Origin of the sequence: Mycobacterium sp. MS1601, from assembly GCF_001984215.1 — a bacterium.
Classification (GTDB): Bacteria; Actinomycetota; Actinomycetes; order Mycobacteriales; family Mycobacteriaceae; genus Mycobacterium.
The window spans coordinates 5,746,729-5,761,363 of sequence record NZ_CP019420.1; the positions used below are offsets into that span (position 1 = coordinate 5,746,729).

Consider the following 14,635-nt stretch of genomic DNA (forward strand, 5'->3'; position numbering starts at 1 on the left):
TGCTGGTCACCGAGTGATCGCGGAAATGCGAGCACCACCCTCTAGGGATAGTCTGCAGCCCGGGATTTGTCGTGGAGGAGGTTGTCGTGTGCTACGGCATTGAGGACATCGAGGACGTCAGGGCTTTGGCGAAATCGGTCCGCGATATGACTCGACTCAGTGATCCGGACGCCTTGTTCATGCGCATCTGCCGCGCGGTTCTCGAATTGACGGATTTTTCCTGGACCGTACTTGGCCTGGTCGACCACGATGACGCGATTCGACCGGTGGCAGCCTTAGGTCACGCGCAACGATACGTCGACACGGTGGTTCCATGGGGTGAAGGTCTCGGCGGATCTGCTGTCCGCGAAAGGGAGTCGCAGCTCTGTGATGGCGGGTGGGCTGTCGAGAATGAAAACTTGACCCTGATCGAGCAATATCCAGGCTGCCGAGTCCCCGTGACCAGCCTCGAGCGGTTTGTTCCGCCGGAAGGTGCCGCCGTTGCCCACCCGATCGAGCATGCGGGAATGGTCGTCGCGATTCTCTACGCTGGCCGGGCTAGCTCCCTGCACAGGCACGAGCCGTTGGCCATGGTGTCGGAATTGGCCACTTTCATCGCGCCATTGATCGTGTCGGTGATCCGGGCATCGGACCTCGAAGTTCTTGCAAAGGCCGAGGAACGGCAACGTATCGTCCGTCATTTGCACGACACATCGCTGCAATTGCTCTTCAACATCTCCCTGGCTGCGCAACGACTGGCACGCGACCCTGTGCTCTCCCGGCAAAGCCGGGCTCTCGCCGTAACAATCAACGACGATGCGCGTTCGGCTAGTGCATGTCTGCGCAACACCTTTCGAGCGAACCTCCCGAGGGCCCGGAGCCTCGAAGTTGCCATGCGTGAGCTGACCAAGGCGTTCACTACCAGGACGATGATTCCCGCCGAAGTGACTACTCTTGGCGCCCCACGCGAGTGCCCGGAGGCGGTGGACCGTGCGTTGCTGTCCACCGCCCGCGAAATCCTCCACAACATCGAAAAGCACGCACAGGCTAGGTCGGTAATGGTGGGATTGGCGTTTGGCGAATCCGACCTCACATTGGTCATCCAAGATGATGGCATCGGCCTGCAAAGTGACCACGCGACTCTAGCGCCACGATCGTCGGATTCGCCGGGACTGGGAATGCGGAACATGCATGCAGTAGCCGCCACGGTGGGCGGACAGGTGCACTGGTCTGCAAACGAGGACGGCGGATTGACAACGCGAGTACAGGTGCCACTCAACGGCGTAGCGTGAGCAGAGACCTCCGTTTGCGGGTGTCATCGAAGTTGGGAGGGCGCCACGATGAAGTGACTCCCAACGCAGAGGACCGCCCATGCCTTATGTGATCACCAGCGGATGCCTGGACATCATGGACCGTAACTGTATGGACCAGTGCCCGGTTGACGCCATTTACGCCGGTCAACGAATGGCGTACATCCATCCCGACGAATGTATCGATTGCGGAGCGTGCGTACCGGCTTGTCCGCAATCTGCGATCTTCCTTGCTGACCATGTTCCGGACGAGGAGCGACAGTTCGTCGAAATCAACTCAGACGTGTTTGCTAGCGGAGTCATGCAAACCCCAGAGGGGCCCAACCCCGACCACCCGACGGTCGCGCACAAATGACCCTTCAGGTGGCCACGATGAAAGCCCTCCGACCCACCCGGGTCGTGCTTGTCGACGACCATGCTGTTGTACTGCTCGGTGTCAAGGCCCTGGTCGACGATTCTCCCGATTTTCGCGTGGTCGGCGAATTCTGCGACGGCACAAGCGCATTGAGGGGCATCAGTGAGCTACAACCCGACTTGGTGCTATTGGACTTACGACTTGGTAGCGAACTCGCCCCGGAGACCTGCAGGAGCATTCTTCGGGAATGTCCCGAGGCCAAGGTCGTGATCCTCACCGGTTTCATGGAAGCGCCACTGCTGCATGCTTGTTTGCACGAAGGTGCAGCCGGAGTTCTGTTGAAATCATCCGAGCAAGTCGATCTGCTGGACGGGATGCGACGGGTGATGCGCGGCGAATTGGCACTCGATCCACAACTCAGCCAGCAAGACAACGGCACATGCCACAGCGTTCGGGTGGAATCGCAGGGTGTACTGGTGGCCGAGTTGCGTGCCAGCGAGTACCGGGTACTTCGCCTTCTGGCACAAGGCTTCTCCACGGCACAGATCCAGAACGACTTGAATCTGTCGGCCAACACCGTCCGGTCTTACATTCAGGCAGTATTGGAAAAACTCGACGCCCACACCCGAGTACAAGCTGTGGTCAAAGCGCGTGCCCTGAACATACTTTGATGAATCAGGACTGTGAGTCCTGGTGAAATCACCTAGTCAGTACAGCCGCGAACTCTCGGGGTTGATACCCCGGTGCTCCGTCGAGAGTACGGACACCGGGGAGACTTTGGGCCGGGTTCTCGCGTCACCCGTGAGATCTCAAACCGATGTTCCTGCATTCGACAACGCTGCGATGGACGGCTTCGCGGTCTCCGCGACCGTTGTCGCACAGTTGACGTATGGACCGGTCGATATTCGAGTCGTGTCCGAGGTTCCGGCTGGGGCCGAGCCCCCTTATGAGCCGGCCGGCTTCGATGCACATCAGACGATGACTGGCGGTCCTGTCCACCCACGCACCGCCGCGGTGATACCCGTCGAACGCTCCAGCGGGTACGGTTCACCAGGCTCCATGGTGAGACTCGACGGCCAGCGCGTCACCGCAACAAACATCAGGCGTCAAGGTGAGGACGTCAAGGCCGGCCAGCAGCTTCTGGCCGGCGGCACCCTGATGACACCGGCTAAGCTGGCCGCGCTCAGCGCAGCTGGCCATGCACGCGCTCAGGTTATCGGCAAGCTCCGAACAGTCGTCGTCGCCTCGGGCAACGAACTCGTACCTGCTTCCTCGCTGCGTCGCCCCGGTCAAACATACGAATCGAACGCCGGGATGATCGCGGGTCTCCTGACCGACAGCGGATGCCAAGTCCGAGCGGTCGAGATCGTCGGTGATGATGTGCAGGATTTCCGCGCCACTTGCCGCCGCTACATCGAGGGCACAGACCTTTTCGTCACCATTGGCGGCATCAGCGCGGGAACGCGTGAGGTGGTGCGTCAGTCCTTGTCCGAGGGAGTATTTCAACACATTGCTATGAGGCCGGGCGCTGCGCAGGGATTCGGCCATTTCGGTGACCGTCCGGTGATCTGTCTACCCGGCAACCCTGTCAGTGCTTTCGTGTCGTTCGTTGTGTTGGTGGAGGAATCCCTGCGGGCCAGGCACGGGCTGGCCGGGCGGCAGCGCACCTTCGTGAGGCTCATGGAGGATGCACCTGTCGAGTCGCACCGAGATGTTCTTCTGCTCGGCAGGAAAACGCCACAAGGCCGCATCGAAGCGCTCGGCCAGGGACGATCAGCCTCGATCAACGCGCTTGCCGGAGCCGATCACCTGGTCAAAGTGCCCGCGGGCCACTTCGGTCGATCCGGCTTCGAGGCATACCGACTGTAGCGCCATCAGACCTGCACCTGCGGGTGTGAACCGCATTGTTCGGGGCTGAGACTCTAACTCGAGACCAGCCCCTCCGACGAAAGGCCCTGAGTGGACATCGAAGCGCAGCGCTCGCTGACGGTCCTGGGATCGTGTCATCACGACTGCCCCGATACCTGTTCCGTCCTGACGACGGTGGTGGATGGCGTGGCTGTTGGTGTTCGAGGCAATCCTGCTCATCCCTTCACTCGCGGCGGGCTGTGCGCCAAGGTGAACGATTTCGAGAAACGCGTTTATCACCCTGAGAGGCTCAAGTACCCGATGAAGCGGACTGGCCCGAAGGGATCCGGCGAGTTTGCTCGAATCTCCTGGGACGAGGCCGTCGACACCATCTGCACTCGGTTCAAGCAAATCTCTGCCGACCACGGTTCCGAAGCAATTCTGCCGACCGGATATCTGGGCAACGAGCACATTCTCAATGGGCTCAACGTGATGGACCCCTTCATGCATCGGCTTGGCGCGTCGGTAATCGAGCGAACCTTCTGCACGTCGGTTCGCGGACTCGCCTACAACCTCGTGTACGGCCCAGCCGTCACCGACCCCGAAGGAATCGTCCACGCGAAGTACATCATCGCGTGGGGCCACAACCCGATGACGTCCAACATCCATCTGATGCCCTTCATAATCAAGGCACAGAAGGCCGGCGCAAAACTGGTGGTCATCGATCCGTACCGCAGTCGAACCGCGAAGCGTGCCGACTGGCACCTGCAAATCAAACCTGGCACCGACGGTGCACTGGCTCTCGGGTTGATGAACGTCATCATCAACGAAGGACTGACCGATGACGCCTTCATCAACGACCACACCGACGGCTTCGACGAGCTCGCCGAACGCGCCATGGCCTTTCCGCCTGAGCGCGTCGCAGCAATCACTGGGCTGACGGTCGAGGATGTCCAGACCCTGGCGCGCGAATACGCCACCGCTGAATCGTCCAGTATCCGCGTCGGGACCGCGTTGGAGAACAAACGGCAGGGAGGTCAAACGTTCCGCTTGGTCTACTCCCTGCCAGCGCTAACCGGCGCCTGGCGCAAGCCTGGAGGAGGCACGCACGAACTGACCCTCTTCGAATTTCCCATTCAGTGGGATTTGCTTTCACAGGTGGAGTGGAGAAAGCCGAACCCGCAGACCGTCAACGGAATTCAGCTTGGTCGGGCACTGACAGGAGAGTTGCCGCTCGCCGTTCCGATCAAAGCTCTGATGGTCATGAATGGCAATCCGATGGTGACGGTTCCCGAACAGGACAAGATCCGCGCAGGGCTGAGCCGCGAGGATCTGTTCACCGTCGTCTCCGACCACTTCATGACCGACACCGCTCGCTATGCCGACATACTGCTCCCTGCGACCACGTTTCTCGAGCACTTCGACTTGGCGTTCTCTTGGGGGCATGTCTATCTCGGCGCCAATAATCCAGCGATCGATCCGGTGGGTGAGTCGGTGCCCAACGTCGAGGTTTTCCGGCGCCTGGCCAAAGGCATGGGATTTGACGACCCTTGGTTCTCACTAACCGACGAAGAGATGGCTCGGTTGGCGCTGAATTGGGCGGCACCCCAGCTTTCCGGCATCTCACTCGAGGAACTCCGCAAAACCGGATGGGCGCGGCTCAACGTCTCGGGCCCCGATGAGGCACCCTTCGCCGCAGGCGGCTTCCCTACGCCGAATGGGAAGGCCCAATTGGCCACGCATGGCGTCGAGGACGGTGTTGCCGGGGTGTTCCGGCAAGGATACTCGGAAAACCAAGGCGGCAAAATGATTCCGGACGTTCCGGACTACCTGGAAGAACCGGTGTCGGAGCACTATCCGCTGCGCATGATTACGCCCCGAGGACACCACTTCATCAGTTCTCAATACGCGAACGTTGATCGACAGCGGTTGGCGGAAGGATGCCAGTCGGTCACGGTGAATCCAGAAACGGCGCAATCCCGTGGACTCCAGGCAGGACAGCAGGTGACTGTCTTCAACGAACTCGGGCGGTTCTCAGCAGAGTTGAAGATCGACGACTCGTTACAACGGGACACAGTCGTCGCGCCATACGGATTCTGGCCCTCCCGGAGTCTGGGCTCCAATACGGTTGCCGCAGTTATCTCCGCAGAACTCACCGACATAGGTCGCGGGGGGCTCTATCAGGACGCCCGTGTCGACATCGAGGCAAACCCAGCGATGACCTGATTCCCAAGTCCGTCAATTCCGCATCGACAAGTACAACCAGGAGAAGATCTCATGACTGAAGTTGCAGTGCCCGTGGACAGATCAGCTGTCGACGCTGATAGCTACGAACCATTCATCGTCGACGACGAAGCGGTTGGCGAGGTGCACTGGATTCGCAGGTCCGACATCGGCGGAAACGGTCTCACGGTGGGGTTGTGGCGCGCCGAACCAATGGAATTTGCGTACCCGTTCACCGAAGACGAGACAATCCACGTACTCGAGGGGCGGGTCGAGATCACGCTCACAGCTGGGTCGACAATCGTGCTCGAGCCGGGCGACATCGCCTCGTTCGCCAAGGGCACTGACTCGACATGGAAAATCGTCACGGCGTTCAAAAAACTCTTCGTCAGCATTGGCTGATGGCGCCACCCAGTGACATGAGTGGGTCCGTCCACCATATTGCAGTGGTGGGCGCTGGGCCCTCCGGCCTGTTCACAGTAGCGGAGATCTCACGACGGGCGCCCAGCTTCCTGATCGACGTCTATGACCGTGATCCGACCCCGTTCGGGTTACTACGGCACGGCGTTGCTCCAGATCATCTGAAGATCAAGTCGTTGGCAGGATCATTTGAAAAGACGTTGCGTTTGCCGAACGTACAGTTCTTCGGAAACATCTTGGTAGGCGACAGGATTCAGTTCGAGGAACTTCTCGATGCCTACGATGCGGTGATCGTAGCGACGGGAGCGGGCACCACGAAAGTACTGTCGGTTGACGGCATCGACTTGGCCATACCGGCAAGCGATGTAGTGCACTGGTACAACGGTCATCCCGACGGCCCCGCCGTGGCACCGCTCGATCTGCCCGTCACGCACGCCACCATCATCGGTGGCGGGAACGTCGCACTGGATGTGGGCCGGATATTGTTGAAAGGTTCCGAAGGGCTGGCACATACAGACATGACTGCCACTGCGCTGTCCGCCTTGAGCGGCGGCGCTCAGAACGTCACGCTGCTCATCCGAGGCGGCATAGCGCAGGCCAAGTTCACACTCGCCGAACTCCTCGAGTTCGACAATCTCGACGGGGTGGCGCCAGTGGTCGACGGCGACGACATCCGGATCTCAAGCGAAGAAGAGGCGCTTATCGCAGCATCACCCCACCTCAAGCAAACCGTTGACGTACTGACGAACTGGGCTTCGCGGCCGCGCTGCCGACATCCGCGAAGGGTGCACTTTCGGTTCTACTCGACTCCACAGCGCGTGGTGGGCCGATATCGCGAAGTCGAGGCCATCGATGTGTTGCGAACAGATGGCCAAGCAGGCTATCGGCTCAACACGCACGCAGTGATCTCGGCCGCCGGTTACCGAACAAGGGGTCTGGCCGGGGTTCCGTTTGATGAAGTGGCCAACCATGTCCCGAATGAAGCCTCACGCGTCACCGGTCTGCCGCGGGTCTACGTCGTCGGTTGGGCCAAACGTGGGCCACGCGGGGTCATCGGGACAAACAAGGCGTGCGCCCGCAACACCGTCGACGCCCTCTTCAAAGACATAGAGATGGGGTTGGTGGTGCCTAGAACACTGTGCCGACGACCCTTTCGCGACACTTCGAGCCTCGGCGCCGTGACTGCTGAAGCATGGTCTCGAATTGACCAACACGAGATCGCCACAGGCAGGGCGCAAGGCCGGGCACGTGCCAAGATCGGGTCACGACGCGATCTGCTTGAGATTGCCGGCGTTCTATAGAGCATCGCTCCCCCGTCCCCGTCCCCAAGTACTGTGCAGTCATGCGTGCTCGCCTGATCCCGGCCGCCGTCACCGCGCTGGCGGCAGGCCAGCTCAGCCTCGGCATCCCGGCCGCCGGTGCCACCCCCGTCATCACCACCATCCCCGAGGTGCAGGCACCGTCCGGTCAAACCGTCTTCACCGACAACTCGGCCGTCGTCGACCCGCATCCTCAGTCCATCGACTCCTGGAGCCGGGTGGCGGAGACCGATTCCTCGATTGCCGTGCACTTCACCACCGGGACGCCGGAGTGTTTCGGCGTCACCGCCGAGGTCCAGGAAACCGTCGACATCGTGGCGGTGAAACTGCGCGGCGGCACGCGGCCGGAAGCACTGGACCGGGCCTGCATCATGCTCGCGGTCTTCGGCACGTTGACGGTGCCCCTGTCGGCACCTGTCGGGGACCGCGCCGTCGTGAGCATCACCTGAGCAGACCCGCCAGGGCGGATGCCCCTACGCTGGATCGGTGACTCTTCTGCTGGGCCCGGTTCTGCGCCACGTCGCCGACACCACAGCCATGGTCTGGGTACAGACGGAAAACGCCGCAGAAGTGGAGATCCTCGGCTGCACGGCACGGACCTTCCAAGTGCAGGACCGCCACTACGCGCTGGTTCCCGTCGAAGGACTGACACCGAGTTCCTCCATCGAGTACGAGGTACGCATCGACGGCGCCAAGGTGTGGCCGGAAGCCGACTCCGACTTCCCTCCGAGCGTGATCCGCACCAGGGGTCCGCAGACCGCGGACCGGATGCGGATGATCTTCGGCTCATGCCGCTACCCGAAGACCGGCGATCCGAAGATCGACGACAAACTGGGCCAGGATGCGCTGGACTGCTACGCCGATCGGTTGACCAACGTCCCCATGGACGAATGGCCCGACGTGTTGATCCTGCTGGGCGATCAGGTGTATGCCGATGAGCTGACTCCGGAGGCCCGTCGCAAGCTGGCCGGCCGCCGCAGCCACACCTCGAAGAAGCGGCCACCGGATGAGGTGGTGACGTTCAACGAGTACGAGAGTCTCTACCGGCACACCTGGGGCGATCCCGAGATCCGCTGGATACTGTCAACAGTGCCGACGGCCATGATCTTCGACGACCATGACATCCGCGACGACTGGAACACCTCCGCGGCGTGGCGCGCCGAGATCAACCAGAAGCCGTGGTGGCGCGATCGCATCCGGGCGGGACTCGCGTCCTACTGGGTGTATCAGCACATCGGCAACCTGAGCCCGCAACAACTGGCCGCCGACGCCGAATACCAGAAAGTGCTCGCCACCGAAGGTGACGTCTGGCCACAGCTGGTTGACCTGGCAGACCGTGCGGACCGGGAAGTGGACGGCGAGAAGGGATTGCGGTTCAGCTTCCGCTGGGACGTCGGCCGCAGCAGGCTCATCATGATCGATTCGCGAAACTCCCGCATCCTCGACGGCGGCGAACGGAAGATGCTGGGCGACCGCGAGTTCGACTGGCTGGAACAGCAGGTCGATGACGGATTGGCCGACTTGGACCACCTCGTTCTCGCGTCCTCACTGCCCTGGCTGCTGCCACCGGTGATCGGCGACATCCAATCCGTCAACGAGCGCGCTGCCACCCATTCCGGGCTGCGTGGCACTGTCGCCGAAAAGATCCGGCAGGCAGCGGATCTGGAGCACTGGCCCGCGTTCTTCAGTTCCTTTCTCCGGCTCAGCGAGCTCATCATCGGGGTGGCCAACCGCTCCGGTGACGGGCCAGCCACCGTATTGGTGCTCTCCGGAGACGTCCACCACAGTTACGCCGCCAGGGCACAGTTCCCCGGTAAGTCGACGACGCAGGTGTACCAGCTGGTCTGTTCACCGGTGCACAACTACGTGCCGACGTTCATGAGGCCGGTGTTCAAGCTGGGATGGTCACCCACCGTGGCATCGCTGACGCGCCGCTGGGCCAATCGCCTCGGCGTTCCGGAGCTACCGATGTCGTGGCGCAACCTCAGCGGGCCGCTGTACGGCAACACCATCGCCACGCTCGAAACCTCCGGTCGCGACGCTGAAGTGAGATTCGAACAGCCGCAGGACAACTCTGAGTTGGCCACTGCGGCGTCAATTGCACTCACCGAATGACGGTCGTCACGTGGCAGGACTGCCACCACCTCGATCAGGCTGCCCCACATACACCACCAATACGAGCAACCGCGTTCTTGCGTGTCATGCCCTCGACGTTAGGACACCGACGCGTCGATGTGGGGCCTACGAATGGCCGATGTCGCCGGATGTGGACAACCAGCAAAATTGGCGGATCAGTCAATACTGCAACGGAATTCGCCACTGAACAGCCATCCGCCACATGCCACCGTGCCCTGAGCGCGTTTATCGCAACCCCGGGTCGAGGCTCGAACTCAGGTATCCACCGCCATGCTTGAAGTACGCCATCGCACTGTGATCGACCCCGTCATCGGTGCGGACGACGTCGAGCACCAGGCCGGGTGACTCACCCCGGTGTGCATCGGCTCCCGCCACGATGACCATGCCGCCGTCCTCCTCGATGAACACCCGTCCCGGTGTGCCACCGTAGCGGCATCGGGAGACCCTCGCGGAGATCAGGCGGAGTCTCTGACCACGAAAGTAAGTGTAGGCGTTGGGGTATGGATCTGACAGGGCACGGATCAGCCTTTCGATGTCTTGAGCTGGCCAGTTCCAGTCCACCTGGCCGTCGCGTTCGCAGCGTTTATGGAAAAACGTGCGGCGGCTGAGGTCCTGAGGAACCGGCTTGGCAGTGCCGAACTCCAGCTGGTCAAGAGCCTCGTTGAGTACGCCGGGCACCAGATCCAAAGTGGCCAGTACCAAACTGGTTCCGGTGCTGGTGGGCGTGATCTCCACGGAATGCTGCACCAGCACATCGCCGGTGTCGAGTTCACCGTCCATCAGATGGGCCGTCAGACCAGTATGGCTGGCCCCGCTGATCAGAGACCAGATCACCGGCGAGAATCCGGTGAACGCCGGCAACAAGGAATCGTGAAGATTCACAGTCCCGTGCTTGGGGATACGAAACAGCTCCTCCGGCAATCGAGTACGCCAATTGTTGGCCACCATGACATCTGGCTGGACGTCCTTGACACGCTCGACCAGCTCCGATGTGGGCCTCTTGGCGAGAAGTACCTCGATGCCCTCGTTGCGGGCCAGGTCTTCCACAGAATCCGCCCAAATTGATTCATAGGCATGCTCGCTCACAGGGTGAGTCGCCACGAGAACCACCTCGTGACGGGATTTGAGCAGGGCCTGGAGGGTACGGTGCCCCCAGGTCTGATACCCGAACATCGCTACACGCACAGCAACCTCCCAGCTTCACAGCGCCAAAATATGGTTAGGCTTCCCTTTGATAACACGCTGGGGAGCGTGAGCATCATCGCCCACGAGGGCACCTGACCGGCACAGCGGCCGACTGGATATCGGCTGCCGCACGAATGCCGTGTTCAGTCGACGTTACGGGAGGAATGCATTGTCCAGCAACCCTTTTGATGATCCGGACGGCCGATTCTTCGTCCTCGTCAACGACGAGGAACAGCATTCGCTGTGGCCGACCTTCGCTGAGGTTCCCGCCGGATGGAGCGTAGTGTTCGGAGATCCGGACGGTTGCGACCGGGAGAGCGCCCTGCGCTACGTCGACGAGAACTGGACCGACATGCGGCCGCTGTCGCTACGCCAGAAAATGGCCTCCGACACCGCTTCCCGAGGTTGAGCCGGGCGGAACCGAGCGCTCTCACCGGCGCTCGGGTTCTGCGCCGCACCGTCGTGCGGAACCTGCGCTGGCTAGCGCCCGGCTCGGGTTTGATTGCGGCGCATCAATTGTGCGAGGTGGCAGTACCAGTGCTGATCGGCGTCATCGTCGACCGCGCGGTGGCGACGGGGAGCGTGGGTGCCATCGTCGGCTGGATCGGCGCGCTGGCCGCGCTGTTCCTGGTTCTGACCACTGTGTACCGCTTCGGTGCCCGGCTGCTGATGTTCGCGATCGCCAGAGAGTCACACCTGCTGCGAATCGAGTTGAGCCGCAAGATCGTCGACCCGCTGGGTATCCGCACCGACTATCAGGTTGGTGAACTGTTGTCGATCTCGTCCACCGACGCCGACGAGACGTCCTATGTCCTGGACTATGTGCCTCGGGTGACCGGCGCCGTGGTCGCCACCGTGGCGTGCGGCGTGGTGCTGTTGACGGTGGATCTGGCACTGGGCTTGATGGTCCTGATCGGGGTGCCGATCGTGGTGGCCGGTTTGCAACTGACCGCACCGCTGATAGCGCGACGCGTCGAGGAGCAGCAGAGCCAGATCGGCCGCACCGCGGCCCTGGCGACAGACCTTGTCAGTGGGCACCGTCCACTGGCCGGAATCGGCGCACAGGGCAACGCCGCAGCCCGGTATCGCGTGGCCAGCGGCCGCGCTCTAACTGCCGCCTTGAGGGCCGCACGCATCCAGAGCGTGCACGCCGGTGCGGCAGCCGCCGCCGGTGCCGTCGCCGCGATGTCGGTGGCTGTCGCAGCGGCCTACTTCGCTGTGCAGGGCGATCTGACCGTGGGTCAGCTGATCACGGTGATCGGGTTGGCGCAATTCCTCATCGAGCCGTTCTCGCTTCTGGCCATCGTGCCGAGTTGGGTCGCCGAGGCCAGGGCGTCTGCCAATCGGGTGGCCACCGTGTTGTCAGCGGACACCCGACATCGGTCCCACAGTGACCCGGGGGCCGACATCGACGAACCGGTTGGATCGCTGTCACTGTCCGGCGAGCCCGCACTCTCGGTGGGCCCGGGCGAGTTGGTCGCGGTCGTGACAGCCGACCCCAAGGATGCCAGCCTGCTGGTCGACACCCTGTCGGGGCAGATCCGCGACGCCGGCGTGGTGCGGGTGGGCGGCCGGTGGATCGGCAACATCCCAGCCGGTGAGCGGCATCGGCTACTGCTGGTCGACCACCACAACAGCGATCTGTTCAGCGGCACACTGCAATCCAATCTCGGTTCGGTACCCGACGACGACATCGTGCAGGCAGCTCTCACCGCATCCTGCGCCGTGGACGTCGTGGGTCTACACACCGACGGGCTGGCGCATCCCGTCACCGAACGCGGGGCCAACCTCTCGGGTGGTCAGCGCCAGCGCTGGACTCTGGCCCGGGCACTGGTCACCGACCCCGACGTGCTGGTCTTGCACGATCCCACCACCGCGGTCGACGCGGTGACCGAACAGGCCATCGCCGACGGTCTGCGACGGCTGCGTCGCGACGCCGGCCGAACCACCGTGGTCTTCACCACCAGCCCGGCACTGCTGGCCGCGGCCGACCGCGTGGTGCTCATCGCCGACGGCCACGTGCGCGCCCAGGGTGCGCACCACAGGCTCATGGAAACCGATGCCGACTACCGGGAGTTGGTGAGCCGATGAGCGTCGGTGAATCCGTCACCAGGCCGGTGCTTCCGGTGGCCGCCGCCCGCCGCACCGCAACGTGGCTGCGCACCGAATTGCGAAGCCGAAGTACAAGCGTCACCGCCGCCGTGGTCGTTGGGCTCGGCGCGGCAGCGGCGGCCACGGTGCCCATCTATCTGCTCGGAGCGCTGATCGACCGCGTCGATCAACACGATTCTGCAACGGGGCTGACGTGGTTGGTGGTGGCCATCGGCGTCACCGCAGTGCTCGGCGGACTAGGCACCGGTTTGTCCACCTACCTGATCACCCGGCTGGGTGAGCAGGCCGTGGCAGACCTTCGTGAGGATGTCCTCGACCGCGCACTGCACCTGCCGGCGACCACCATCGAGGAGAGCGGTCGCGGTGACCTGCTGTCGCGCGTGGGCGCCGATGTCTCCACGGTGGCCAAATCGGCCTCCGAAGTGCTGCCCACCATCCTCAACGCCTTCTTCCTCGGTGTTGTCACCCTGGTCGGAATGTCCAGTCTGGACTGGAGGCTGGGGCTCGCCGGAGCGCTGTGCATCCCCGCCTACATCGCCGGGCTGTGGTGGTACCTACCGCGTTCGGCGCCGATGTATGCCGACGAGCGCGTCGCCATCGCCGCACGTGCTCAGGTCACCGTCGAATCAATCCAGGGTGTCAAGACCATTGACGCCTACGAGACCCACCAGCAGCACCGCAGCGACATCGAAGACGCCTCGGCGCGCGCGCGTGACATCTCGATCGCGGTGTTCACGCTGTTCACCCGTCTGGTCGGACGAGTCAACCGGGCCGAATTCATCGGTCTGGCAGCTACTCTGGTGGTCGGCTTCCTACTGGTGAAATCCGGTTCCGCAACAGTAGGTCAAACCACCGCCGCGGCATTGATGTTCCATCGGCTGTTCAATCCGATCGGCATGTTGATGTACACCTTCGACGAGGCGCAGGCAGCCGGTGCCAGTCTGGCCCGACTGGTCGGCGTGTTGGATATGCGCACTTCGGTGAACGAGGTGGTGCGCTCTGCGGTGCCGCGGGGTTCCGACGTGCTCGTCGAAGGTGTGTCCTTCTCCTACCACACCGGACCCGTTGTGCTGCACGATGTTTCTCTCCACATCCCGGCGGGCACCAGGTGTGCACTGGTGGGAACCACCGGGGCCGGTAAGTCTTCCCTGGCGGCACTTGTCGCAGGGTTGCTGTCCCCGACATCGGGCCGGATTCGCATCGGTGGGGTCGACATCGCCGACATCGATCCCGACGAGTTACGGCGCCGCGTCGCCAGCATCACCCAGGAGGTCCATGTGTTCTCGGGACCGCTGATCGACGACCTTCGGCTGGTCTCACCGCAGGCCGGCCACGAGGAGATCTGGTCCGCTCTGCACCAGGTCGGCGCAAGCCGATGGGTAGAAGCTCTCGAGGACGGGTTGGACACCGTGGTGGGCGAACACGGGGCGATGCTCACCGCCGCCCAGGCACAACACATCGCCATGGCGCGACTTGTGCTGGCGGACCGGCAGGTGGTGATCCTCGACGAAGCCACCGCAGAGGCCGGTAGCGCGCACGCAGGGGAACTCGAATCCGCTGCCGATGCGGCCACCAAGGGCCGCACCACCCTGGTGGTCGCGCATCGACTCACCCAAGCCGCCAGTGCCGACCAAATCGCCGTCATGGACGGCGGCCGCATCGTCGAATGCGGCACCCACACCGAACTGCTGGGACGCGACGGCCGTTACGCACGGCTGTGGCGGGCCTGGAGCAGCCACCACTGACGA

General features: G+C 62.7%; 13 protein-coding genes. 12 read left to right on the forward strand and 1 reads right to left on the reverse strand.

The features are described 5' to 3' along the window. The first annotated feature begins 71 nt into the window (after positions 1 to 71). From BVC93_RS27565 to BVC93_RS27605, 9 genes are all read left to right on the forward strand, one after another. Positions 72 to 1,271: a sensor histidine kinase gene (locus BVC93_RS27565; protein ID WP_083740183.1), complete on the forward strand. Its 1,200-nt coding sequence runs from the start codon at positions 72 to 74 to the stop codon at positions 1,269 to 1,271. Between the two features lie 79 nt (positions 1,272 to 1,350). Further along, complete coding sequence (locus tag BVC93_RS27570; protein WP_083740184.1) at positions 1,351 to 1,644, forward strand: indolepyruvate ferredoxin oxidoreductase subunit alpha; 294 nt, start codon at positions 1,351 to 1,353, stop codon at positions 1,642 to 1,644. Beyond that, entirely contained in the window at positions 1,641 to 2,315 is a 675-nt protein-coding gene (locus tag BVC93_RS27575; protein WP_083740185.1) for a response regulator, read from the forward strand. Before BVC93_RS27570 ends, BVC93_RS27575 begins: the two co-directional genes overlap by 4 nt. A 130-nt stretch (positions 2,316 to 2,445) precedes the next feature. Then, positions 2,446 to 3,513, forward strand: coding sequence for a molybdopterin molybdotransferase MoeA (locus BVC93_RS27580; protein ID WP_236950146.1), 1,068 nt, complete (start codon positions 2,446 to 2,448; stop codon positions 3,511 to 3,513). Positions 3,514 to 3,603: 90 nt separating this feature from the next. After that, on the forward strand, positions 3,604 to 5,718 hold the full coding sequence (locus BVC93_RS27585) for a molybdopterin-containing oxidoreductase family protein (protein ID WP_083740187.1): 2,115 nt from the start codon (positions 3,604 to 3,606) through the stop codon (positions 5,716 to 5,718). A gap of 51 nt (positions 5,719 to 5,769) precedes the next feature. Then, complete coding sequence (locus tag BVC93_RS27590) at positions 5,770 to 6,117, forward strand: cupin domain-containing protein (protein WP_083740188.1); 348 nt, start codon at positions 5,770 to 5,772, stop codon at positions 6,115 to 6,117. Then, positions 6,069 to 7,436, forward strand: coding sequence for an FAD-dependent oxidoreductase (locus BVC93_RS27595; protein ID WP_083740189.1), 1,368 nt, complete (start codon positions 6,069 to 6,071; stop codon positions 7,434 to 7,436). The genes BVC93_RS27590 and BVC93_RS27595 overlap by 49 nt, the downstream gene beginning before the upstream one ends. 41 nt (positions 7,437 to 7,477) lie before the next feature. After that, a complete protein-coding gene (locus BVC93_RS27600) occupies positions 7,478 to 7,903 on the forward strand; it encodes a hypothetical protein (protein ID WP_083740190.1) in 426 nt (141 codons plus the stop codon). Positions 7,904 to 7,940: 37 nt separating this feature from the next. After that, the gene (locus tag BVC93_RS27605; RefSeq protein ID WP_236950147.1) at positions 7,941 to 9,569 is read left to right on the forward strand and encodes an alkaline phosphatase D family protein; all 1,629 of its coding nucleotides are present in this window, start codon (positions 7,941 to 7,943) and stop codon (positions 9,567 to 9,569) included. Positions 9,570 to 9,815: 246 nt separating this feature from the next. Here the strand turns inward: BVC93_RS27605 and BVC93_RS27610 are convergent, their stop codons facing one another. Further along, entirely contained in the window at positions 9,816 to 10,775 is a 960-nt protein-coding gene (locus BVC93_RS27610; protein WP_083740191.1) for a methionyl-tRNA formyltransferase, read from the reverse strand. Between the two features lie 169 nt (positions 10,776 to 10,944). Here BVC93_RS27610 and BVC93_RS27615 point away from each other — a divergent pair, with 169 nt between their 5' ends. The 3 genes from BVC93_RS27615 to BVC93_RS27625 are packed head-to-tail and all read left to right on the forward strand — an operon-like array spanning position 10,945 to position 14,632. After that, positions 10,945 to 11,184, forward strand: a complete 240-nt coding sequence (locus BVC93_RS27615) for an MbtH family protein (RefSeq protein WP_083740192.1) — start codon at positions 10,945 to 10,947, stop codon at positions 11,182 to 11,184. Continuing rightward, the gene (locus tag BVC93_RS27620; protein WP_083740193.1) at positions 11,181 to 12,866 is read left to right on the forward strand and encodes an ABC transporter ATP-binding protein; all 1,686 of its coding nucleotides are present in this window, start codon (positions 11,181 to 11,183) and stop codon (positions 12,864 to 12,866) included. The genes BVC93_RS27615 and BVC93_RS27620 overlap by 4 nt, the downstream gene beginning before the upstream one ends. After that, positions 12,863 to 14,632, forward strand: coding sequence for an ABC transporter ATP-binding protein (locus BVC93_RS27625; protein WP_083740194.1), 1,770 nt, complete (start codon positions 12,863 to 12,865; stop codon positions 14,630 to 14,632). Before BVC93_RS27620 ends, BVC93_RS27625 begins: the two co-directional genes overlap by 4 nt. Positions 14,633 to 14,635: the final 3 nt, after the last annotated feature.

What these genes read in the sequence shown, in the direction of transcription:
- BVC93_RS27590 (WP_083740188.1), top strand. Translation starts at nt 5,770, where the DNA reads ATGACTGAAGTTGCAGTGCCCGTGGACAGATCAGCTGTCGACGCTGAT.
- BVC93_RS27625 (WP_083740194.1), top strand. Translation starts at nt 12,863, where the DNA reads ATGAGCGTCGGTGAATCCGTCACCAGGCCGGTGCTTCCGGTGGCCGCC.
- BVC93_RS27595 (WP_083740189.1), top strand. Translation starts at nt 6,069, where the DNA reads ATGGAAAATCGTCACGGCGTTCAAAAAACTCTTCGTCAGCATTGGCTG.
- BVC93_RS27600 (WP_083740190.1), top strand. Translation starts at nt 7,478, where the DNA reads ATGCGTGCTCGCCTGATCCCGGCCGCCGTCACCGCGCTGGCGGCAGGC.
- BVC93_RS27570 (WP_083740184.1), top strand. Translation starts at nt 1,351, where the DNA reads ATGCCTTATGTGATCACCAGCGGATGCCTGGACATCATGGACCGTAAC.
- BVC93_RS27575 (WP_083740185.1), top strand. Translation starts at nt 1,641, where the DNA reads ATGACCCTTCAGGTGGCCACGATGAAAGCCCTCCGACCCACCCGGGTC.